Consider the following 22,203-nt stretch of genomic DNA (forward strand, 5'->3'; position numbering starts at 1 on the left):
TCTCGCAGCCGGGGGGCTGAGCTTCCGTTATAATCCGAGTCAGTAAGAGCCTGCGGAATAAAAAAATTATGGATTATCACTTAACACTTAACTGGCCCGAGTTTATAGAACGTTACTGGCAAAAACGCCCGGTGGTTCTGAAGCGCGGGTTCAGCAATTTTGTCGACCCTATCTCGCCTGACGAGCTGGCCGGTCTGGCCATGGAAAACGAAGTCGACAGCCGCCTGGTCAGCCACCAGGACGGGAAATGGCAGGTTAGCCACGGTCCTTTCGAAAGCTACGATCACCTCGGTGAAAACAACTGGTCGCTGCTGGTACAGGCGGTCAACCACTGGCACGAGCCAACGGCCGCCTTAATGCGTCCATTCCGCGCCCTGCCCGACTGGCGCATGGACGATCTGATGATCTCCTTCTCCGTACCTGGCGGCGGCGTGGGTCCGCATCTGGACCAGTACGACGTGTTTATCATTCAGGGTACGGGCCGCCGCCGCTGGCGCGTGGGCGAAAAAGTCCCCATGAAGCAGCACTGCCCGCACCCGGACCTGCTTCAGGTTGACCCGTTTGACGGGATTATCGACGAAGAGCTGGAGCCGGGTGACATTCTCTACATTCCACCGGGATTCCCGCACGAAGGTTACTCCCTGGAGAATTCCCTCAACTACTCCGTCGGGTTCCGCGCGCCAAGCGGGCGCGAGATGATCAGCGGATTTGCCGACTATGTTCTGCAGCGCGAGCTGGGCAGCTATCGTTACAGCGACCCTGATGTGCCTGCACGCGAGCATCCGGCCGATATCCTGCCCGCAGAGCTGGATAAGCTGCGCGGCATGATGCTGGATCTGATTAACGAGCCGGAGCACTTCAAACAGTGGTTTGGCGAGTTTATCAGCCAGTCCCGCCACGAGCTGGACGTTGCACCACCGGAGCCGCCTTATCAAGCTGACGAGATTTATGATGCGCTTCAGCAGGGCGACAAGCTGACGCGCTTGGGCGGACTACGCGTGCTGCGTATTGGTGAGGACGTGTTCGTCAATGGCGAGAAGCTGGACTCACCGCACCGACCGGCGCTGGAAGCGATTGCCAGCCATCTGGTGCTGACTGCCGATACCTTTGGCGATGCGCTGGAAGACCCATCCTTCCTCGCGATGCTGGCCGCACTGGTCAACAGCGGGTACTGGTTCTTTGAGGACTGAGTCGTGATATTTGCCGGGTGGCGGCTTCGCCTTACCCGGCCTACATTCGGATCGTAGGCCCGGTAAGCGTAGCGCCACCGGGCGTTTTTATCGCCGCTCTCCCGCCGCAAAATCCTCGATCTCGCCGGCCCAATCCACCGGATACAACCCTTGAGCCACGTCCCGATGAAACGTTGAAAACGGCCAGTCGCTGACTTTACCCACAAAGCCGTGCTTCAGCGGATTGACGTAAATGTAATCCACATGCCGCCGGTAGTCCTCTTCGTTACGGATAGTGTGTTCCCAGAATCGTGGCTGCCAGATATGGCGCATGTCGATGTTGCGGCTGAACGTCTTTTTGATATCCCGCCAGCGAGCAGAAAAATCACTGTCTCCTTCCGGTAGGGTCCAGATACAGTGCATGTGTTCAGGCAGAATAACCCACGCGTTGATGGTGAAGGGCTTCGCACGTTTAACCGTTGAGGTGGCGGAACGCAGGCTATCGATATGGCGGGTAAGCAAATCGTTCTGACGATTTTGCAGGTTGACGGTGAAGAACCAGGTTCCACCGGGGACGTAATGGCGACGGTAGTTTGACATGGGCACTCCTTGCCTCAATGCCGGGTGGCGGCTTCGCCTTACCCGACCTACATTCGGATCGTAGGCCTGGTAAACGTAGCGCCACCGGGCGTTTTTTTAGCGTTTAGCGGTCAACTCCGCAATCCGCACAATCACCTGCACCGCCTTTTCCATTCCTTCCAGCGTCACAAACTCATGCTTGCCATGGTAGTTATAGCCACCGGTAAACAGGTTCGGGCACGGCAGTCCCATGAATGACAGCTGAGAACCGTCAGTGCCGCCGCGAATCGGCTTCAGCTGCGGTTCAATATCGCAGTCGCGCATCGCCTGCTGGGCGATATCGAGAATATGCGGATGCACCATCACCTTCTCGCGCATATTGTAATAGCTGTCTTCGATGATGAGCTCAATATAGCAGTCAGGATGCAGGCCCTTGCCCACCTTCCTGGCGATCTCCATCATCTTACGCTTGCGCGCCTCAAAGGCTTTACGGTCGAAATCGCGGATGATGTAGTGCATCTGCGCGCTGTCCACGGTGCCTTTGATGCTGGTCAGGTGATAGAACCCTTCATACCCCTCGGTCTGTTCGGGGCTCTCTTCCGCCGGGACTTCCGCATGAATTCGCGACGCCAGCGACAGCGCGTTCACCATGACGCCTTTCGCCGAACCGGGGTGAACGTTGTTACCGACAATTTTGATCGTAACAGACGCGGCATTGAAGTTTTCATACTCCAGTTCACCGACGCCGCCGCCGTCAACGGTATAGGCCCACTGCGCGTTAAAGGCGTCCACGTCGAAGTGCTTCGCGCCCTTGCCGACCTCTTCATCCGGCGTAAAGGCCACGCGGATATCCCCGTGCGGGATATCTTTGCCCTTCAGCACCGCCAGCGCCGTCATGATTTCCGCGATCCCCGCTTTATCATCCGCCCCCAGCAACGTTTTTCCGTCGGTGGTGATCAGCGTCTGGCCCAGCAGCTGGTGCAGCACCGGGAACATGACGGGCGAGAGCACTTCGTCGCCTATGCCCAGCGCAATGTCGCCACCGCGGTAGTTTTCAACAATCTGCGGGTTTACATGTTTACCGCTAAAATCAGGAGAGGTGTCGACATGGGAGATGAAGCCAATCGCCGGAATGTCACCCGGGACATTCGCCGGCAGCGTTCCCATCACAGTGCCTTTCTCGCTTAACGTGACGTTGACCAGCCCCATGGCGTCAAGCTGCTCTTTAAGCAGGTTTAATAACTTCCACTGGCCTTCGGTGCTCGGCACCTGGCGAACACCCGGTTTAGATTGGGTATCCAGCGAAACGTACTGTAAAAAACGCTCAAGTAATTTATCCATGCAGTCACCCTCACTTTTTGTGACAACATTATCAATAAGCATCAAAACGCAAATATTGCGTCAGGTCACTTTTATCCCGCAAACGAGAATATTTTCCGTTTATATCGTTATGCGTTAGTAAATGTAGCTTATGAATCAGTGACAAGGATTGGCGATTGCAGGGGATTGCCGTAGAATGGCCGCCCTCATTACGAGTCACCAAGGTGGTTACACACAAACCCCGCTTCAGTCTGCTGCCTGAGGCGTCTATATGGGACAGCGCAAAAATTGAATACACAAACCCGTTCACCGCTGGTGAAACTGGAACGAATTCGTAAAAGTTTTGATGGCAAGGACGTCATTTCCGACCTCACTCTCACCATCAATGACGGTGAGTTTCTGACGCTGCTTGGCCCCTCCGGCTGCGGCAAAACAACCGTACTGCGCCTTATCGCCGGGCTGGAAAGCGTCGATAACGGCCACATCCATCTTGAAAACCAGGACATCACCCAGGTTCCCGCCGAAGATCGCCACGTCAACACTGTCTTTCAGAGCTATGCCCTCTTCCCGCACATGACCGTGTTTGAAAACGTGGCGTTTGGCCTGCGGATGCAAAAAACCCCGGCGAATGAAATCGAACCGCGCGTCACCGACGCCCTGCGCATGGTGCAGCTTGAGACGTTTGCCCAGCGTAAACCCCATCAGCTTTCCGGCGGCCAGCAGCAGCGCGTGGCCATCGCCCGCGCCGTGGTGAACAAGCCGCGTCTGCTCCTGCTGGATGAATCCCTCTCGGCGCTGGATTACAAGCTGCGCAAGCAGATGCAGAACGAGCTCAAAGCCCTGCAGCGCAAGCTCGGCATTACCTTTGTCTTCGTCACCCACGATCAGGAAGAGGCCCTGACCATGTCCGACCGCATCGTGGTGATGCGTGACGGTAAAATCGAGCAGGACGGCACGCCGCGTGAAATCTACGAAGAGCCGAAGAACCTGTTTGTCGCCAGCTTCATTGGTGAAATCAATATCTTCGACGCCACGGTGATCGAACGTCTGGACGACCAGCGCGTCCGGGCCCGCGTCGAAGGACGGGACTGCGCCATCACGGTGAATTTCCCCGTCGAAAAGGGACAAAAACTCAACGTTCTGCTGCGCCCGGAAGATCTGCGCGTCGATGAAATCCACGGCAATGCCGAGGCCGAAGGGTTAATCGGCTATATCCGCGAGCGCAACTACAAAGGGATGACGCTGGAGTCTGTCGTCGAGCTGGAGAACGGCAAAATGGTGATGGTCAGCGAGTTCTTTAACGAGGACGACCCTGACTTCGACCACTCTCTCGACCAGAAAATGGTTATCAACTGGGTAGAAAGCTGGGAGGTTGTACTGGCTGATGAAGAACACAAGTAAGTTCCAGAATGTGGTGATTGCCACGATCGTCGGTTGGCTTGTGTTGTTTGTCTTTCTACCCAACCTGATGATTATCGCCACCAGCTTCCTGACCCGCGACGATACCCATTTCGTTTCGCTTGTCTTTACGCTGGACAACTACACGCGCCTGCTCGATCCGCTCTATTTTGACGTGCTGCTGCACTCGCTGAATATGGCGCTGATTGCCACGATTGCCTGTCTGGTGCTGGGATATCCCTTCGCGTGGTTCCTCGCGGGCCTGCCGCAAAAGGTGCGGCCCCTGCTGCTATTTTTACTGATTGTGCCGTTCTGGACCAACTCGCTGATTCGCATCTACGGGCTGAAAATCTTCCTCAGCACCAAAGGCTACCTCAATGAATTTCTGCTGTGGCTGGGAGTGATCGATACGCCGATCCGCATCATGTTCACCCCGAGCGCGGTGATTATCGGTCTGGTCTATATCCTGCTGCCGTTTATGGTGATGCCGCTCTACTCCAGCATTGAGAAGCTGGATAAACCGCTGCTGGAAGCGGCAAAAGATCTGGGTGCCAACAAGTTCCAGACCTTTATACGCATTATCATCCCGCTGACCATGCCCGGCATTATCGCGGGCTGTCTGCTGGTGATGCTCCCGGCGATGGGCTTGTTCTACGTTTCTGACCTGATGGGCGGGGCGAAAAACCTGCTGATTGGGAATGTGATCAAGAGCCAGTTCCTCAACATCCGCGACTGGCCGTTCGGGTCCGCCACCAGCATTACGCTGACGGTGGTGATGGGTCTGATGCTGCTGGTCTACTGGCGCGCCTCACGGCTGCTGAATAAGAAGGTGGAACTCGAATGATCGGTCGACTGCTTCGCGGCGGTTTTATGACCGCCATTTACGCTTACCTGTATATCCCGATCATTATTTTGATCGTGAACTCGTTTAATAGCTCGCGCTTTGGGATTAACTGGCAGGGCTTTACCACCGACTGGTACAGCCTGCTGATGAACAATGACAGCCTGCTGCAGGCCGCTCAGCACTCGCTGACGATGGCGATCTTCTCCGCCACCTTCGCCACGCTGATTGGCTCCCTGACCGCCGTGGCGCTCTACCGCTATCGTTTTCGCGGTAAGCCGTTCGTCAGCGGCATGCTGTTTGTGGTGATGATGTCGCCGGACATCGTGATGGCGATTTCGCTGCTGGTGCTGTTTATGCTGCTGGGCGTTCAGCTTGGCTTCTGGTCGCTGCTGTTTTCCCATATCACCTTCTGCCTGCCGTTTGTGGTGGTGACCGTCTTTGCGCGCCTGAAAGGGTTCGACGTGCGCATGCTGGAGGCGGCGAAAGATCTGGGCGCCAGCGAGATGACCATCCTGCGCAAAATCATCCTGCCACTGGCGATGCCCGCCGTGGCGGCCGGATGGCTGCTGAGCTTTACCCTGTCGATGGATGACGTGGTGGTTTCCTCCTTCGTGACCGGGCCGAGCTATGAAATTCTGCCGTTGAAAATCTATTCGATGGTGAAAGTCGGCGTTTCACCTGAGGTGAACGCGCTGGCGACCATTCTGCTGGTGTTTTCGCTGGTTCTGGTGATCGCCAGCCAGGTTATTGCTCGTGATAAAACAAAATCTCAGGGGACAATGAAATGAAAAAAATGCTCGCCGCTGCGGCGCTGGTGCTTGGCATGGGTGCCGCGCACGCTGATGACAGCAAAACGCTCTATTTTTACAACTGGACCGAGTATGTGCCGCCGGGACTGCTGGAACAGTTCACCAAAGAGACGGGCATCAAGGTGATCTACTCGACCTACGAGTCGAATGAAACCATGTATGCCAAGCTCAAAACCTACAAAGACGGCGCGTACGATCTGGTGGTACCTTCCACCTACTTTGTCGACAAAATGCGCAAAGAGGGCATGATCCAGAAGATCGATAAAACGAAGCTAACCCATTTTTCAAACCTCGATCCGGAGATGCTCAACAAGCCGTTTGACCCGAATAACGACTACTCCATTCCGTATATCTGGGGGGCAACCGCGATTGGCGTTAACAGTGAGGCCGTCGATCCGAAAACGGTGACAAGCTGGGCCGACCTGTGGAAACCGGAGTACAAAGGCAGCCTGTTGTTGACAGACGACGCGCGTGAAGTGTTCCAGATCGCGCTGCGCAAGCTGGGCTACTCGGGCAATACGACGGATCCAAAAGAGATTGAAGCGGCGTATACCGAGCTGAAAAAGCTGATGCCTAACGTGGCGGCATTCAACTCCGATAACCCGGCAAACCCGTATATGGAAGGCGAAGTGAACCTGGGGATGGTGTGGAACGGCTCCGCGTATGTCGCCCGCCAGGCCGGTACGCCGCTTGAGGTTGTCTGGCCAAAAGAGGGCGGGATTTTCTGGATGGACAGTCTTTCAATCCCGGCCAACGCGAAAAACGTGGACGGGGCACATAAGCTGATTGACTTCCTGCTGCGCCCTGACGTGGCGAAACAGGTTGCCGAGACGATTGGCTACCCGACGCCCAACCTGGCCGCACGCAAGCTGCTGAAGCCTGACGTGGCTAACGATAAGTCGCTCTACCCGGACGCCGAAACCATCAGCAAAGGTGAATGGCAGAACGATGTCGGCGACGCCAGCCGCCTCTACGAAGAGTATTACCAGAAGTTAAAAGCGGGCCGCTAACCGGTATCGCGTTCTTCCTCACGCCGCCTGCGCGGCGTGAGGGGGAATTAACTGACCGCATTCTCTCCTGCCCAGATCGTCGCCTTTCGCATCGCCTCCACCACCTCCTCATCAGACAGACCCAGCGCCTGACGAACCCGGGTTGCCTCGTCCCAGCGCTGCTGTTCATAATAACGACAGAGGTTGATCATGTCGGCTAACTGCCCCTCCTGATGGCACAGCGCGTTGCTCACGCTCTGCGGTACCGCAATTTGCTTCATCAACTCGGCCATCGGCAGCTCAAGAAGGGTATCGAGCAAAGAAAACAGGCCGCACATGAACGCATTTTCGGCCAGAATCGGGTCTTTCATCGTCTCTGCGATCAGTTCGCAGAACTTGCCGCGCATCATGCTTAACGGGTAAAGCTCGCTGACGGTGTCATTACCCGCACTGGCGAGGACCACGACGGCAACAAACCGTCGGAGCTGATTTTCGCCAAGATACCTGAGCACCTCGCTCAGGGTTAACTTGCTGAAATTACAAGCGCCGACATGTTTAAACGCCGTATGCTTCATATAGCGCATGATTTTATAAGAGAGCGTCAGATCCGTTTTTATCAACGACTCGATGATTCGAAAATCAGGTTTATTGCGTCCGACCTCCATTTGCAGCCGGAAAATCGCCAGCTGATTTTGCGACAGCCGTTTATATTTAATGACCTCCGGACGGCAGAAAAAATAGCCCTGAAAAAGAGAGAACCCCTCGTCCCTGTATTGGTTGAATTCCTCTTTAGTCTCAACTTTTTCAGCGAGATATTTAATATGACCGGTCAGATGTTTACGTGCTTTCAGATACGCTTTAATTTGCGCTAAAGTATAATTTCTGACGTCGAATTTCAGGATCGAAATATAGGGTAAAAAAGCATCCCATTCTGGCGCAAGGGTGAAATCATCGAGCGCAAACTGGTAGCCATGCGCATTCATCTCCCTGACGGCCTGCAGCAGTTCGGCTCCCGGCACAGCATCTTCAAGGATCTCAATCACCACGCTCTCTTTATCAAGCGCTTCGCCACTGCGGTCAATGACCATCCTTGAAGGGAAATTAATAAACGACGTATGTGCCCCGGCGATGCGCTGGGACGGCACACATAAAAACTGATCGGATATCATCCTGGAGGTGGCATATTCCGCCGACACATCAGGAAAACGATTTGTCATCCCGTCTCTGAAAAGCAGCTCATAGGCCACGGTATTCATCTCTGGGTTAAAAATGGGTTGTCGCGCGATAAATCCGTACATATCCCATCCTCCTCTACCACTTAATATTTATTAGCATCCTCTTTCTACACGATGATAACGAGCATTATCGAGCGCTATTTTGATTGAATGCACAAAATAAAAGCATCCACACTAATTAACGGGATTTACTATTCTGGAATTTAAATTAAATATATCCGGCGCTCTACAGAAAGAGAACGAAATATCCGATAAGTACTGTGTGCCTGCCCGACATGCACGACATTACGGGAGATGAGAATGAAAGACGCCATGGTCCAAAAACAAAAAATAAGAGTCAAGACGTTGATGCTATTGTCCATTTTCCTCACCGTGACGGTGGGATTTACGGCAACGATCGGGTTTATGATGTGGCAGTGGATGGCGCAGCAAGAGGTGTTGGCCAAAAAACATATCCGCCAGATAGCCGAGGTACAGGCTTTACAGGTCAGCAAACAGCTGGATTCCGCCCTGACTGCCGCCCGGGATATGGGCAACAGCGCCCTGGCGCTGCGTGAGGCCGGCGTATCCGATCGCCAGAGCCTGAACCAGCTGCTCATCCACTACCTCTCGGCTCACCCATCGTTTCTCTCCATGTCGATGGCCTTTGAGCCCAACGCGTTTGATGATAAAGATGCCGCCTTTGCCGGTCAGAGCGGTGAAGATCCTGCCGGGCGCTACGCCCGCTACGTCGACCGGGACGCCACCGGCAAACCGGCGTTGCACCTGCTAACAGACATCGAAACGCCCGGCAGCGGTGATTATTATTTGCTGCCGAAACAGCGGCATAAAGATGTGATCATCGAGCCCTATATCTATCCCTACAACGGCGTGGACGTGATGCTCACCTCGATTGCCGCCCCCATCATGCGTGACGGTCAGTTTCTGGGCTCGGTCACCTCTGACTTCTCGCTCGCCACGCTGCAGTCCACGATCGGCGCAATTAAACCGTGGAATGGCACAGGCTACGCTCTCCTCCTGTCTGCGGGCAATAACGTGGTGTCCAGCCCGGACAAACGTGCTGCAGGCAAGCCTTACGCGGGTCAGATTACCGGTCATGACGTCACCCGGGTAAACGATCCGCTGCTGAAGGAAGAGGTGTTTATCACCTGGCAGGACATCGCCGTCGGCAACAGCCAGACGCCGTGGAAACTGGCTATTATCACCCCGGTCAGCGAAGTGATGGCCGAAGCGCGCGCATTTTTACTGAAAGCCATCGTCCTGATGGTGTTAAGCATCGTTGCGGTCAGCCTGGTGATGGCCCAGATCTTTACCCGCAAGGTTGACCGTCCGGTGGGGGGAGAACCTTCTGAGGCCGCCGGGATCGCCCTGGCCGTTGCCCGGGGAGAGCTGAACAACACCATCCCGGTACGTTCAGGGGATACCCACAGCATTTTTTATGCCCTGCACACCATGCAGACGCAGCTCAAGCGCATCGTCGACAATATCAGCGAAGCCAGCCATTCCGTGCACGGCGGGACCAGCGAAATTTCGGCGGGCAACCTTGACCTCGCCTCGCGTACCGAAGAACAGGCGGCGGCGATTGTTGAAACAGCTGCCAGCATGGAAGAGATTTCGGTCACGGTGAAGAATAACGCCGACAACGCCCACAAGGCCACCACGCTGACCGATCGCGCCGCGAGCCTTGCCGGGCATGGCGAAACGCTGGTAAACGACGTGGTCATGGTGATCGGGGAGATTGACGAGAGCGCACGTAAGATCGGTGAGATTAACAGCATCGTCGACGGCATCGCCTTCCAGACCAATATCCTGGCGCTGAATGCGGCCGTTGAAGCGGCGCGTGCAGGTGAACAGGGACGCGGTTTCGCGGTAGTTGCAGGTGAAGTGCGCAACCTTGCCCAGCGAAGCGCTAACGCGGCCAAAGAAATATCTCAACTGATTGCCGAGTCCTCAGGACGCGTCAGCAAAGGCGTTGAGCTGGTCAATGAGACCGGCGTAATGATGAAACAGGTGATTGAGGCGGTGTCGCACGTTCATCTGGTCATCAACGACATTGTTCAGGCGCTGGACGAGCAGAACCGCGGGATTAGCCAGGTCAGTACCGCCGTTAACCAGATGGACAGCACCACCCAGCAGAACGCCTCTCTGGTTCAGCAGATCTCAGCGGCGGCGCTCTCGCTGGATGAGCAGGCTAAATCGCTGGAGAAGACGCTGGCGTTCTTTCATTCTTAAATAAAAAGGCACCCGTCCAGCGGGTGCCTTTTCACGCGATTCGCGTTACAGCCCTTTCAGTAGCTTGTCGACAAACTCCGGAACAACCGTGCTTGCCAGGCCGTAGTGTTTCTCTTCAAACTCGCTGCCTACCTGGCTTGGCTCAAGATTGAGTTCTACCGTATGCGCGCCGTGCAGTCGCGCTTCGTGTACAAACCCCGCCGCCGGATAAACATGGCCAGATGTGCCGATGGCGATAAATACGTCGGCCATCGCCAGGGCGCTGTAGATCTCATCCATTCCCAGCGGCATTTCGCCAAACCAGACCACGTGCGGACGCAGGCGCGACGGGAACTGGCAGCAGTGGCACTTATCCTCTGGCAGCACGTCCTCTTTCCAGTCCAGCACCTGACCGCTCCAGGCGCAGCGAACCTTGAGCAGCTCGCCGTGCATATGGATGATGTTCTTGTTACCGGCCCGCTCGTGAAGGTTGTCGATATTCTGCGTTACCAGCAGAAAACGATCGCCCAGCGCCTCTTCCAGCTTCGCCAGCGCCAGATGCGCCGCATTCGGCGCGACGTCAGGCTGCTGAAGCTGACGACGGCGAGCGTTGTAAAACGCCTGCACGAGATCCGGGTCGCGGGCAAAGCCTTCCGGCGTGGCGACATCCTCCACGCGGTGCTCTTCCCACAACCCGTCCGCCGCGCGGAAGGTTCGAATTCCTGACTCGGCGGAGATCCCCGCCCCGGTCAGCACCACCACTCTGGGTTTATCCATCGCTTCTGGCATCATTCTGTCTCTGAAAAAGATCCGCTGGCGCAGACGCTCACGCAAGCGGCGTTTGTTTTTGCGAAAACGGCTGAGTCGACCCTGGCGACGCGACAGCATAGTAACCTCGTAAACTAATCGGTGAGATGAAGGAATGCGGCTCCGCGCATGCCTCCTGCGTCCCCGTGTCGCGCGCGTTCAATACGCGGCACGCGGGCAACCGGCAATAAGTGTCGGGGCAAACGCCCGGACAACCGTTCCGTAATCGCGGTAAAGTTTGAGAGCCCTCCCCCGATCACCAGCAGATCCGGGTCGACGATAGTGAGAATATTGCCCAGACATACCGCCAGCAGATCCAGATAGCGCTCGACGTGCTCACGCGCCTGCGCATCCCCTTGCTCCCACAGGGTAATGATTTGAGGGGCCTCAAGTTTCTGATGATAGAAGTGTTCGTAAAGCCATGCAAACCCACGGCCGGAAAGGTAGTTCTCAATACAGCCGTGCTGGCCACAACCGCAGCGGGTTAGCGGAAAATCACGTCCCACCACCTCGAGGGCATCCACTGGCAGGCGAATATGACCAAACTCGCCGGTGATGTAGCTGCGGCCGGTGATGGGCTTACCGTTGATGACGATTCCGCCGCCGACGCCGGTACCGAGGATCAGCCCCATCACCAGCGGGTAGCGACGGAATTCATCATCCCAGGCTTCAGAGAGCGCGAAGCAGTTGGCATCGTTGTCTAAACGCACGTCGCGTTCAAGGCGCGCGGAGAGATCGGCGCGCAGCGGTTTACCGCTGGCGGCAGGCACGTTGGCCGCGTAAAGCGTACCGTCGTCTGTTTCCGGCATGCCCGGAATACCAATGCCGACGCTGCCTTTCACGCCAAAGCGTTCATCGGCCTGTGCCACCAGCGCGGCAATGGCGGTTAAAAATTCGTCGTAGCTGTCGCGCGGCGTGGGAACGCGGGTTTCCCACTGCAGTTTGAGGTCTTTATCAAACACGCCGAGCGCAATCTTGGTGCCGCCAATATCAAATCCATAATACATAACGCATTCCTCTTTCGATCTGGCGACCCGAAAGCCGCTAGATCATGACGTAATTACTGGCCACTTAATACCCTCGCCGGATCAATTCGGCTTGCGCGACGCGCCGGATACCAGCTTGCCAGCAGACTCAGTAAAAGTGCTGTAAGCAGCACATAAAAAACATCCAGCCAGTGCAGTTCAGACGGCAGGAAGTCAATAAAATAGATATCACCCGACAGGAACTGGTGACCAATAAGCTTTTCAATCCCGTTGATAATCGGCGTCAGCTGCAGGGAAACCACCACGCCAATCACCACGCCGCACAGGCTGCCGAACAGCCCCGCCAGCAAACCGTACCAGACGAAGATGGCGCGAATAAGACCGTCTTTTGCTCCGAGGGTACGCAGCACGGCGATGTCGCCGCTCTTGTCCTTGACCGCCATGACCAGCGTCGAGACGATATTAAAGCACGCGACGCCAATCACCAGCACCATCGCCAGATACATAATGGCGCGGATCATCTGGATATCACGGTACATATACCCGTAAGTGCCGATCCAGCTTTTGATGTAGACATAGTTATTGGTCACGCTGCCCGCGTCGCGCACCAGTTTGTTGGCGTTAAAGACGTCGTTCACCTTAATCGCAATGCCCGTCACGCTGTCGCCCATGTCGAGATACTGGCGCGCATCCTCCATCGGCACCATCGCAAAGCTGTGGTCAAGCTGGCCGCTCAGCTGAAGAATACCGGTAACGTGCAGGCGCACGCGTTTTGGCTGCTGCAGTTTGTGATCGGCGCTGGCGTTGGGGATCATGATTGACACCCAGTCGCCCTGCTTCACCTTCAGGGCATCAGCAACGCCTTTACCCATGATGATCTGCTGCTCGCCCGCCCTGAAGTTGGCCCACGCGCCGTTTTGCACATAGTTCGGCAGCGCGCTGAGGCGCGCTTCCTGCGCCGGGTTCACCCCTTTCACCTGGATGGCGCGCAGGTTTACCCCGCTCTCCACCAGCCCGGTAAAGTTAATGTAGGGCGCGGCCGCGGCGATGCCCGGCACTTTTTCAACTTTGGTGAGCGCATCGCTCCAGTTCGTCCACGGCTGGTTAACAGGTTCGATCTCCCCGTGCGGCACCACCGCCAGAATGCGGTTATTCAGCTCGCGCTCGAAACCGTTCATGGCGCTCAGGCCGACAATCAGCACCGCCACGCCCAGCGCAATACCGATGGTCGAGATGACGGAGATCAGCGACACCATGCCGCCGCGACGGCGGCCGCGGCTAAAACGTAAACCGATGAGTAACGATAACGGTGACGCCATTACTCTGCTCCCATCAGGGTCAGTTCCGCGTTCAGATGACCGTCGCGCATCTCAAGCTGGCGCCCCATGCGTTTTGCCAGCTGCAGATCGTGGGTCACCACCAGAAACGCGGTACCCTGTGAGGCGTTCAGCTCGCCCAGAAGCTGGAAAATACTGTCCGCATTGCGGGCGTCCAGGTTACCGGTGGGCTCATCCGCCAGCACCAGACGCGGGTTGTTGACCAGCGCACGGGCAATCGCCACGCGCTGGCGTTCGCCGCCGGACAGCTCCGACGGACGGTGGTTACCGCGATGGCCCAGCCCTACCGCTTTCAGCATGTCGCTGGCGCGGGCGGTAATTTCTGCGGGTTTCTTTTTGCCAATCAGCAGCGGCATCGCCACGTTTTCCAGCGCCGTGAAATCCGGCAGCAGGTGGTGGAACTGGTAGATAAAGCCCAGCTCGCGGTTACGCAGCTCGGCCTTCGCTGCTGAGGACATTTTGCTCATCGGCTGGCCGGAGAAAATCACGTCGCCGTTGGTTGGGGTATCCAGCCCGCCCAGCAGATGTAATAAGGTACTTTTACCGGAGCCGGAGCTGCCGACAATCGCCATCATCTCGCCTTCGCCCACGCTGAAGCTCACATTGTGCAGCACGTCGGTTTGCACAGTGCCTTCCTGATAGCGTTTGGACAGGTTGTCGCATTGCAACAGGATCTTATTCATAACGTAAAGCCTCAGCGGGTTGAGTGGCGGCGGCGCGCCAGGAAGGATAAAGCGTTGAAAGCAGCGCAATGGCCATCGCGGCCAGCGCAATACCGACCACCTGCAGCGGCTCGATAGCCACCGGCAGCGCCGCGCCGTCGAGCAGCGCGCCGATAATCGGCATTAAGTTGTTGAGCTGGCTGGCAAGCAGTGCCCCCAGCACGGCGCCGAGCAGCGCACCGATGATACCGGCGCTGGCGCCCTGCACCATAAACACGGCCATGATCTGGCGCGGCGTCAGCCCCTGGGTTTGCAGGATAGCGACCTCGCCCTGCTTCTCCATCACCATCAGCCCCAGCGAGGTGATGATGTTAAATGCCGCCACGGCGACGATCAGGCTCAGCAGCAGCCCCATCATGTTTTTCTCCATCCGCACGGCCTGGAACAGCTCGCCTTTGCGCTCGCGCCAGTCCTGCCATTTGGTGCCGTCCGGCAGTTTTTGCTGGCTGAGGGTATCCACCTTCAGCGGCGCGTCAAGCCACAGGCGCCAGCCGGTGATATTTCCGGCCGGGTAGCGCATCAGGCGTGACGCGTCCTGGATGTTAACCAGCATCTGGTAGCCATCGACTTCGCTGTTGGCGGCAAAGGTACCAATTACGTTGAACAGGCGCTGGCTTGGCAGGCGCCCCATCGGCGTAAACTGGCTGGCTGAAGGCACCATCACGCGCAGCTGGTCGCCACGGTTGACGCCAAGCTGGCCGGCAAGCTGCTCACCCAGAATCACGTTGTATTTCCCGGCTTCCAGGTCAGTCTGCTTCACGTTAACGAGATACGGCGTCAGCGGATCTTTTTGTGCCGGGTCGATACCCAGCATCACGCCGACCGCCACGCTGCGGGCGCTTTGCAGCACCACGTCACCGGTGGTCAACGGCGCAACGCGCGTGACGCCCTGTAACTTCGCCGCGCTTTCCGGCAGCTGCTGTGGGTTAACCGAACCGTTAGTCGATGAGAGAACGGCCTGCGGCATCAGCCCCAGGATGTTGTTTTGCAACTCGCGCTCAAAGCCATTCATGACGGAAAGCACCGTCACCAGTGCCATCACGCCAAGCGTAATGCCAATAGTCGAAAGCCAGGAGACAAAGCGACCGAAGCGGTCCGCGGCGCGCCCACGCATGTAGCGTAAGCCTATGAAGAGTGCGACAGGTTGATACATGAAGTCCGTCTGTTTGCTGATAGCAGACCCACGAGTATATAAGCGAATCCGTTAAGCGTAAATGACTGAAACCGTAAGCTTTGGTAATCATTTTTCCGAAAAATTCAGATAAATCAGGGTACTAATGTCTGAAACCGCCCCTCGCAACCTCCACCTTTTCCGAAAAACCTCCTGATACAGACTGTTACCCATTACAGCCCGGTTTCGTTTAACAACAATTGTTCGTTCGTCTATGGCAATAAGGTAGTTGCGAACAATGAAGCAAAAAGCATTATGGATTAACCAGATAAAAGGGCTGTGTATCTGCCTGGTGGTTATCTATCATTCGGTTATCACGTTTTATCCGCACCTGATCGGGCTGCAACACCCGCTCTCCGGCCTTCTCGCCAAATGCTGGGTCTATTTTAATCTCTACCTCGCCCCCTTCCGTATGCCGGTCTTTTTCTTTATCTCCGGCTATCTGATCCGTCGTTATATTGATGAGGTGGACTGGCGAACCAGTCTCGACAAACGGATCTGGAGCATTGTCTGGGTCCTGGCGCTGTGGGGAATTCTGCAATGGCAGGCGCTGACCCACCTGAATGCCTGGCTGGCGCCCGATCGCGAGCTTGCCACCTCGTCGAACGCGGCCTACGCCGACTCGCTCCCGGGATTTGTGCGAGGCATGCTCACCGCCAGCACCAGTCTGTGGTATCTGTATGCCCTGGTTGTTTACTTCACGCTGTGTAAACTGCTGAGCCGCTGGAAGCTGCCGATGCTGGGGCTGCTGGCGCTGGCAAGCATCGCGATCAACTTCCTGCCGCTGCCGTGGTGGGGAATGAACAGCGTGGTACGCAACATGATCTACTACAGCCTCGGGGCGTGGTATGGCGCAGCGCTGATGGCATGGATGAAAAATCTAAACCTGCGCCGCAGCTGGCTGGCAACGGGCGCTTTCGCCGCCGTCTCCGTGGTGCTGTGGTTTGCTAACGTTCCGCTGCTGCTCTCATTGCTGTCGATTGTGCTGATCATGAAGCTGTTCTACAGCTTTGAGCAGCGCTATGCCGTTCACCCTGACAACCTGCTGAACATGATTGGCTCCAATACCATTGCAATTTATACCACTCACCGCATCTTAATTGAGGCCTTCAGCCTGTTCCTGATCGGCGAGATGAATGCCGCTTACTGGCCAGTCTGGGCCGAGCTATCCCTGATTCTTGTCTATCCGTTTGCCAGCCTGCTTATCTGTACCCTGGCCGGGCTGGGGGTGCGTAAACTCTCCACCGCGCTGTTCGGGGACATTTTCTTCTCTCCGCCCTCGACGCTTACGCTCTCACCGACCACCCGTTAATGCCCTCTCCGCCCCCTTTCGGGGGCGTATAACCCCGCCGTGCGGTTCCGATTTGCTTATGTAAAACGATCGAGGATAATAAAGACATTGCGTATCAGTGATATGCCCCAATACTGTTGGTATATCCATAAGAGACTCTGACATAGCCATGCCTGAACACTATCGTTATTCCTTGCCTGTCAAAGCGGGCGACCAGCGCCAGCTGGGTGAACTCACGGGCGCAGCGTGCGCCACGCTGGTGGCGGAAATCGCCGAGCGTCATCCTGGCCCGGTGATCCTGGTTGCCCCGGATATGCAAAACGCCCTGCGCCTGCACGACGAAATTCGCCAGTTCACCGATAATCTGGTGTTCAGCCTGGCCGACTGGGAAACGCTGCCCTATGACAGCTTCTCTCCGCACCAGGAGATCATCTCCTCGCGCCTGTCGACGCTCTATCAACTCCCGACCATGCAGCGCGGCGTGCTGATTGTGCCGGTGAATACCCTGATGCAGCGCGTCTGTCCGCACAGCTATCTGCACGGTCACGCGCTGGTGATGAAAAAAGGCCAGCGCCTGTCCCGAGATGCCCTGCGGGCGCAGCTTGACGGTGCCGGCTATCGCCACGTCGACCAGGTCATGGAGCACGGGGAATACGCGACCCGCGGCGCGCTGCTCGACCTTTACCCGATGGGCAGCGACCAGCCGTATCGTCTGGACTTTTTCGATGATGAAATCGACAGCCTGCGCGTCTTTGACGCCGACACGCAGCGCACGCTGGAGGAAGTGGAGTCCATCAATTTACTGCCCGCACATGAGTTCCCGACGGACAAAACCGCTATCGAACTGTTCCGCAGCCAGTGGCGCGATAAGTTCGAGGTGAAGCGCGACGCGGAACATATTTATCAGCAGGTCAGTAAAGGCACGCTGCCTGCCGGGATCGAATACTGGCAGCCGCTGTTCTTCAGCGAGCCGCTCCCTGCCCTGTTCAGCTACTTCCCGGCGAATACCCTGATTGTTAACACCGGGGATATCGACGCCAGCGCCAGCCGCTTTGAAAGCGAAACCCGTGCTCGCTTCGAAAACCGGGGCGTTGACCCGATGCGCCCGCTGCTGCCGCCGGAAGCGCTATGGCTGCGTACCGACGAGCTCAACGCCGAGCTGAAGCGCTGGCCACGCATGCAGCTGAAAACCGATTCGCTTGCCGATAAGGCCGCCAACACCAACCTCGCCTTCCGGACGCTGCCGGACCTGGCCGTCCAGGCGCAGCAGAAATCCCCGCTGGATAATCTGCGCAAGTTCCTGGAGTCCTTTACCGGCCCGGTGGTGTTCTCCGTTGAGAGTGAAGGCCGTCGCGAAGCGTTAGGTGAGCTGCTGGGACGCATTAAGGTGGCGCCGAAGCGCATCCTGCGCCTGAGCGAAGCGACCGGAAACGGCCGTTACCTGATGATTGGCGCCGCCGAGCATGGGTTCATCGACACGCTCAACAACCTGGCGCTGATTTGCGAAAGCGACCTGCTGGGCGAGCGCGTCGCGCGCCGTCGTCAGGACAGCCGTCGAACCATCAACCCGGACACGCTGATCCGCAACCTGGCCGAGCTGCATCCGGGCCAGCCGATTGTTCACCTGGAGCATGGCGTTGGACGCTATCAGGGGATGACCACGTTGGAGGCGGGCGGCATTAAAGGTGAATACCTGATGCTGACCTACGCTAACGACGCCAAACTGTATGTCCCGGTGTCGTCCCTGCATCTGATCAGCCGCTACGCGGGCGGTGCTGAAGAGAACGCGCCGCTGCACAAGCTGGGCGGCGATGCCTGGGCGCGCGCGCGCCAGAAGGCCGCGGAAAAAGTGCGCGACGTGGCCGCCGAGCTGCTGGATATCTACGCCCAGCGCGCGGCCAAAGAGGGCTTCGCGTTTAAGCATGATAAGGAACAGTATCAGCTGTTCTGCGACAGCTTCCCGTTTGAAACCACGCCGGATCAGGCTCAGGCTATTAACGCCGTGCTGAGCGACATGTGCCAGCCGCTGGCAATGGACCGCTTAGTCTGCGGCGACGTTGGCTTCGGTAAAACCGAAGTGGCGATGCGCGCCGCCTTCCTTGCGGTGGAAAACAACAAGCAGGTGGCGGTACTGGTGCCGACCACCCTGCTCGCTCAGCAGCACTTCGACAACTTCCGCGACCGCTTCGCCAACTGGCCGGTACGCATCGAGATGCTGTCACGTTTTCGCAGCACCAAAGAGCAGACGCAGATCCTGGAGCAGGCAAGCGAAGGCAAGATTGATATTCTGATCGGCACCCATAAGCTGCTGCAAAGCGACGTGAAGTGGAAAGATTTGGGGCTGCTGATTGTCGACGAAGAGCACCGCTTCGGGGTGCGCCATAAAGAGCGCATCAAAGCGATGCGTGCCGACGTCGATATCCTGACCCTGACCGCAACGCCGATCCCGAGAACCCTGAACATGGCGATGAGCGGCATGCGCGATCTGTCGATTATCGCCACGCCGCCGGCGCGCCGTCTGGCGGTGAAAACCTTCGTCCGCGAGTACGATAATCTGGTGGTGCGTGAGGCCATTCTGCGTGAAGTGCTGCGCGGGGGTCAGGTCTATTACCTGTACAACGACGTGGAAAACATCCAGAAAGCGGCCGACAGGCTGGCGGAGCTGGTGCCGGAGGCGCGCATTGCTATCGGTCACGGGCAGATGCGCGAGCGCGAGCTGGAACGGGTGATGAACGACTTCCACCACCAGCGCTTTAACGTGCTGGTGTGCACCACCATCATCGAAACGGGGATCGACATTCCGACGGCGAACACCATCATCATTGAACGTGCGGATCACTTTGGTCTGGCGCAGCTTCACCAGCTGCGCGGCCGCGTCGGACGTTCGCACCATCAGGCTTACGCATGGCTGCTGACGCCGCATCCAAAAGCGATGACCACCGACGCGCAAAAGCGTCTGGAAGCCATCGCCTCTCTGGAAGACCTCGGTGCAGGCTTCGCGCTGGCCACGCACGATCTCGAGATCCGCGGTGCCGGTGAACTGCTGGGTGAAGACCAGAGCGGCTCGATGGAGACCATCGGCTTCTCGCTCTATATGGAGCTGCTGGAAAACGCGGTTGATGCTCTTAAGGCCGGGCGCGAGCCGTCGCTGGAAGATCTCACCAGCCAGCAGACCGAGGTCGAGTTGCGCATGCCTTCTCTGCTGCCGGACGATTTTATTCCGGACGTGAATACCCGACTGTCGTTCTACAAGCGCATCGCCAGTGCGAAGACGGAAAGCGAGCTGGAAGAGATTAAGGTTGAGCTAATCGACCGCTTTGGTCTGCTGCCCGATGCGGCGCGAAATCTGCTGGATATCGCTCGCCTGCGCCAGCAGGCGCAGAAGCTGGGCATTCGCAAGCTTGAAGGCAACGAAAAAGGCGGCGTGATTGAATTCGCGGAGAAGAACCACGTCAACCCGATGTGGCTCATCGGTCTGCTGCAAAAACAGCCGCAGCATTTCCGTCTGGATGGCCCAACGCGTCTGAAATTCACCCAGGAACTGACGGAGCGCAAAACCCGTATGGACTGGGTGCGTAACTTTATGCGTCAGCTGGAAGAGAACGCGATCGCCTGACCTCCATTCCCCTCTTAACTGAGGAATTTCATGTAGTTTATTAACCGGAAGCGATGAAAGTTGCTTCCGGAAAATGAATAGCTTACAGCGACACCCTGGTCCGGCTGTAAATCGCTGAGGCGTTTCCTGCAGGCCGGGGCGAGGCGCAGGGATGCGCCGAGAGGGCGGGCTTTACAGGGATGTTACCTCCGCCCGTCCCCGAAAAGCCGGAAGGAATAAGCCGAAGGTACCGCGTAGCGGCGATTTACCGCCGGGAGCCCGGGTCGCCAGGGTGGTGGCGACTGAGCCACCCTGGCACGTTCACAGGTCATGTCGTTACAGAGTACTAAGGAACTTAAAGTGAACGAAATGACCACCAGAGTCGTATGTTCCCCCTCACCCCAGCCCTCTCCCTCAAGGGAGAGGGGGTCGTCCGTGCAGGCATTATTTTATGGGGATCCCTTCCCCTGTTAGCCCAGCGCTAACGGGGGACAATTTACAAACTCTTTGCACTTCACCCGATCTTCCCGACACACCCATTCGCCATAATTATCATTAACGCCTTATAAAACAATAACCTTATCATTTGCATGGATTATGGTGATGATGACCTTTTCGCGTTTTACTCGCTGGTTAACCCTGTTTGCGCTGGCAGCCACCGTCGCGGTGGCGCTTCCCGCTCGCGCAAATACCTGGCCTCTTCCTCCGCCCGGCAGCAAAGTGGTGGGGGAAAACCGCTTTCATGTGGTTGAAAATAATGGCGGTTCGCTGGAAGCCATTGCCAAAAAATATAACGTCGGTTTTCTGGCTCTGCTGCAGGCGAATCCCGGCGTCGACCCGTACGTTCCGCGCGCGGGCAGTGTGTTGACTATTCCGTTACAGACGATTCTGCCGGACGCCCCACGTGAGGGGATCGTGATAAACCTGGCGGAGCTACGTCTGTACTATTACCCGCCGGGTAAAAATGAGGTGACCGTCTACCCGATTGGTATTGGTCAGCTGGGCGGCGACACCCTGACGCCGACGATGGTGACCACCGTCTCGGATAAACGCGCGAATCCAACCTGGACCCCGACGGCCAATATTCGTGCCCGTTATAAAGCTCAGGGCATCGATCTTCCGGCCGTGGTGCCAGCAGGCCCGGATAACCCGATGGGTCACCACGCGATCCGCCTGGCGGCCTACGGTGGCGTTTACCTGCTGCACGGAACGAACGCGGACTTTGGCATCGGCATGCGCGTCAGCTCCGGCTGTATTCGTCTGCGCGATGACGATATCAAAACGCTGTTTAATGTTGTTACGCCGGGTACCAAAGTGAATATCATCAATACGCCGATTAAGGTTTCTGAAGAGCCGGGCGGCGTGCGGCTGGTCGAAATTCACCAGCCGCTCTCGAAAAACATTGGCGACGATCCGCAGACGCTGCCCATTAACCTGAATGCCGCAATGGTAAGCTTCAAAACGAATGTGAATACCAACAGCGTGGTGATGGAGCGCGCAATGGAGGCCCGCTCAGGCATGCCTACCGACGTTACCCGGTATCACGATATCATCCAGCAATCGATGTGAACCAGAAAGAAAAACGCCCTGCACGTGTGCAGTAATGCCGTTCACTTAAGGCTCACGTGTCTTAAAGCTGAACGGATATTCAGGCGGCACATAAAGCACTGAACGATCGTATCGTCAGTGCTTTCTTTTTTCCGGCAGGATAAAGGCTTTAACATTTTCAGACATGCAATG

Annotated in this window: 17 protein-coding genes; 9 read left to right on the forward strand and 8 right to left on the reverse strand. The window is 56.8% G+C overall.

Annotation, left to right across the window (positions count from 1 at the left end; all coding sequences use genetic code 11):
* The first annotated feature begins 68 nt into the window (after window positions 1–68).
* Window positions 69–1,190: a cupin domain-containing protein gene (locus tag CWR52_RS03445; protein ID WP_021241031.1), complete on the forward strand. Its 1,122-nt coding sequence runs from the start codon at window positions 69–71 to the stop codon at window positions 1,188–1,190.
* A gap of 87 nt (window positions 1,191–1,277) precedes the next feature.
* On the opposite strand, the gene CWR52_RS03450 is transcribed toward CWR52_RS03445, so the two are convergent.
* Window positions 1,278–1,769 (reverse strand): REP-associated tyrosine transposase, encoded by a 492-nt coding sequence (locus tag CWR52_RS03450; RefSeq protein WP_104948847.1) that lies wholly within the window; start codon window positions 1,767–1,769, stop codon window positions 1,278–1,280.
* A 96-nt stretch (window positions 1,770–1,865) separates the two neighbouring features.
* Window positions 1,866–3,089, reverse strand: coding sequence for a peptidase T (gene pepT, locus CWR52_RS03455; RefSeq protein WP_104948848.1), 1,224 nt, complete (start codon window positions 3,087–3,089; stop codon window positions 1,866–1,868).
* Between the two features lie 237 nt (window positions 3,090–3,326).
* Here pepT and potA point away from each other — a divergent pair, with 237 nt between their 5' ends.
* The 4 genes from potA to potD are packed head-to-tail and all read left to right on the forward strand — an operon-like array spanning window position 3,327 to window position 7,129.
* Entirely contained in the window at window positions 3,327–4,469 is a 1,143-nt protein-coding gene (gene potA, locus CWR52_RS03460) for a spermidine/putrescine ABC transporter ATP-binding protein PotA (protein WP_201268157.1), read from the forward strand.
* The gene (gene potB, locus CWR52_RS03465) at window positions 4,453–5,310 is read left to right on the forward strand and encodes a spermidine/putrescine ABC transporter permease PotB (RefSeq protein ID WP_104948850.1); all 858 of its coding nucleotides are present in this window, start codon (window positions 4,453–4,455) and stop codon (window positions 5,308–5,310) included. Before potA ends, potB begins: the two co-directional genes overlap by 17 nt.
* Window positions 5,307–6,098, forward strand: coding sequence for a spermidine/putrescine ABC transporter permease PotC (gene potC, locus CWR52_RS03470; RefSeq protein WP_008500765.1), 792 nt, complete (start codon window positions 5,307–5,309; stop codon window positions 6,096–6,098). Before potB ends, potC begins: the two co-directional genes overlap by 4 nt.
* Window positions 6,095–7,129, forward strand: a complete 1,035-nt coding sequence (gene potD, locus CWR52_RS03475) for a spermidine/putrescine ABC transporter substrate-binding protein PotD (RefSeq protein ID WP_104948851.1) — start codon at window positions 6,095–6,097, stop codon at window positions 7,127–7,129. Before potC ends, potD begins: the two co-directional genes overlap by 4 nt.
* 47 nt (window positions 7,130–7,176) lie before the next feature.
* Here the strand turns inward: potD and CWR52_RS03480 are convergent, their stop codons facing one another.
* Entirely contained in the window at window positions 7,177–8,406 is a 1,230-nt protein-coding gene (locus CWR52_RS03480; protein WP_045910215.1) for an EAL and HDOD domain-containing protein, read from the reverse strand.
* Between the two features lie 237 nt (window positions 8,407–8,643).
* Between CWR52_RS03480 and CWR52_RS03485 the strand changes: the two genes are divergently transcribed.
* The gene (locus CWR52_RS03485; protein ID WP_104948852.1) at window positions 8,644–10,575 is read left to right on the forward strand and encodes a methyl-accepting chemotaxis protein; all 1,932 of its coding nucleotides are present in this window, start codon (window positions 8,644–8,646) and stop codon (window positions 10,573–10,575) included.
* A 45-nt stretch (window positions 10,576–10,620) separates the two neighbouring features.
* Here the strand turns inward: CWR52_RS03485 and cobB are convergent, their stop codons facing one another.
* Genes cobB through lolC form a run of 5 tightly spaced genes read right to left on the reverse strand, consistent with a single transcriptional unit; the run spans window position 10,621 to window position 15,559 of the window.
* Window positions 10,621–11,442, reverse strand: coding sequence for a Sir2 family NAD+-dependent deacetylase (gene cobB, locus CWR52_RS03490; protein WP_021240739.1), 822 nt, complete (start codon window positions 11,440–11,442; stop codon window positions 10,621–10,623).
* Window positions 11,443–11,456: 14 nt separating this feature from the next.
* Entirely contained in the window at window positions 11,457–12,368 is a 912-nt protein-coding gene (gene nagK, locus CWR52_RS03495) for an N-acetylglucosamine kinase (RefSeq protein ID WP_104948853.1), read from the reverse strand.
* 53 nt (window positions 12,369–12,421) lie between these two features.
* On the reverse strand, window positions 12,422–13,666 hold the full coding sequence (lolE, locus tag CWR52_RS03500) for a lipoprotein-releasing ABC transporter permease subunit LolE (protein ID WP_045352893.1): 1,245 nt from the start codon (window positions 13,664–13,666) through the stop codon (window positions 12,422–12,424).
* Complete coding sequence (lolD, locus tag CWR52_RS03505; RefSeq protein WP_104948854.1) at window positions 13,666–14,367, reverse strand: lipoprotein-releasing ABC transporter ATP-binding protein LolD; 702 nt, start codon at window positions 14,365–14,367, stop codon at window positions 13,666–13,668. The genes lolE and lolD overlap by 1 nt, the downstream gene beginning before the upstream one ends.
* A complete protein-coding gene (gene lolC / locus CWR52_RS03510; protein ID WP_045372942.1) occupies window positions 14,360–15,559 on the reverse strand; it encodes a lipoprotein-releasing ABC transporter permease subunit LolC in 1,200 nt (399 codons plus the stop codon). Before lolC ends, lolD begins: the two co-directional genes overlap by 8 nt.
* Before the next feature lie 256 nt (window positions 15,560–15,815).
* Between lolC and CWR52_RS03515 the strand changes: the two genes are divergently transcribed.
* From CWR52_RS03515 to ldtC, 3 genes are all read left to right on the forward strand, one after another.
* Window positions 15,816–16,889, forward strand: a complete 1,074-nt coding sequence (locus CWR52_RS03515; protein WP_104948855.1) for an acyltransferase family protein — start codon at window positions 15,816–15,818, stop codon at window positions 16,887–16,889.
* A gap of 148 nt (window positions 16,890–17,037) precedes the next feature.
* The gene (gene mfd, locus CWR52_RS03520) at window positions 17,038–20,484 is read left to right on the forward strand and encodes a transcription-repair coupling factor (RefSeq protein WP_039024706.1); all 3,447 of its coding nucleotides are present in this window, start codon (window positions 17,038–17,040) and stop codon (window positions 20,482–20,484) included.
* Between the two features lie 582 nt (window positions 20,485–21,066).
* Window positions 21,067–22,032, forward strand: coding sequence for a L,D-transpeptidase LdtC (ldtC, locus tag CWR52_RS03525; RefSeq protein WP_104948856.1), 966 nt, complete (start codon window positions 21,067–21,069; stop codon window positions 22,030–22,032).
* Window positions 22,033–22,203: the final 171 nt, after the last annotated feature.

Origin of the sequence: Enterobacter sp. SGAir0187 (genome assembly GCF_002952735.2) — a bacterium.
Lineage (GTDB): Bacteria > Pseudomonadota > Gammaproteobacteria > Enterobacterales > Enterobacteriaceae > Enterobacter > Enterobacter quasiroggenkampii.

Excerpts from the sequence above, each read along its gene's own strand:
- CWR52_RS03445 (WP_021241031.1), top strand. The coding sequence starts at position 69 with ATGGATTATCACTTAACACTTAACTGGCCCGAGTTTATAGAACGTTAC.
- lolD (WP_104948854.1), bottom strand. The coding sequence starts at position 14,367 with ATGAATAAGATCCTGTTGCAATGCGACAACCTGTCCAAACGCTATCAG.
- mfd (WP_039024706.1), top strand. The coding sequence starts at position 17,038 with ATGCCTGAACACTATCGTTATTCCTTGCCTGTCAAAGCGGGCGACCAG.
- lolE (WP_045352893.1), bottom strand. The coding sequence starts at position 13,666 with ATGGCGTCACCGTTATCGTTACTCATCGGTTTACGTTTTAGCCGCGGC.
- CWR52_RS03485 (WP_104948852.1), top strand. The coding sequence starts at position 8,644 with ATGAAAGACGCCATGGTCCAAAAACAAAAAATAAGAGTCAAGACGTTG.
- pepT (WP_104948848.1), bottom strand. The coding sequence starts at position 3,089 with ATGGATAAATTACTTGAGCGTTTTTTACAGTACGTTTCGCTGGATACC.
- nagK (WP_104948853.1), bottom strand. The coding sequence starts at position 12,368 with ATGTATTATGGATTTGATATTGGCGGCACCAAGATTGCGCTCGGCGTG.
- cobB (WP_021240739.1), bottom strand. The coding sequence starts at position 11,442 with ATGCTGTCGCGTCGCCAGGGTCGACTCAGCCGTTTTCGCAAAAACAAA.
- CWR52_RS03515 (WP_104948855.1), top strand. The coding sequence starts at position 15,816 with ATGAAGCAAAAAGCATTATGGATTAACCAGATAAAAGGGCTGTGTATC.
- potB (WP_104948850.1), top strand. The coding sequence starts at position 4,453 with ATGAAGAACACAAGTAAGTTCCAGAATGTGGTGATTGCCACGATCGTC.
- potD (WP_104948851.1), top strand. The coding sequence starts at position 6,095 with ATGAAAAAAATGCTCGCCGCTGCGGCGCTGGTGCTTGGCATGGGTGCC.
- lolC (WP_045372942.1), bottom strand. The coding sequence starts at position 15,559 with ATGTATCAACCTGTCGCACTCTTCATAGGCTTACGCTACATGCGTGGG.
- ldtC (WP_104948856.1), top strand. The coding sequence starts at position 21,067 with ATGATGACCTTTTCGCGTTTTACTCGCTGGTTAACCCTGTTTGCGCTG.
- CWR52_RS03480 (WP_045910215.1), bottom strand. The coding sequence starts at position 8,406 with ATGTACGGATTTATCGCGCGACAACCCATTTTTAACCCAGAGATGAAT.
- CWR52_RS03450 (WP_104948847.1), bottom strand. The coding sequence starts at position 1,769 with ATGTCAAACTACCGTCGCCATTACGTCCCCGGTGGAACCTGGTTCTTC.
- potC (WP_008500765.1), top strand. The coding sequence starts at position 5,307 with ATGATCGGTCGACTGCTTCGCGGCGGTTTTATGACCGCCATTTACGCT.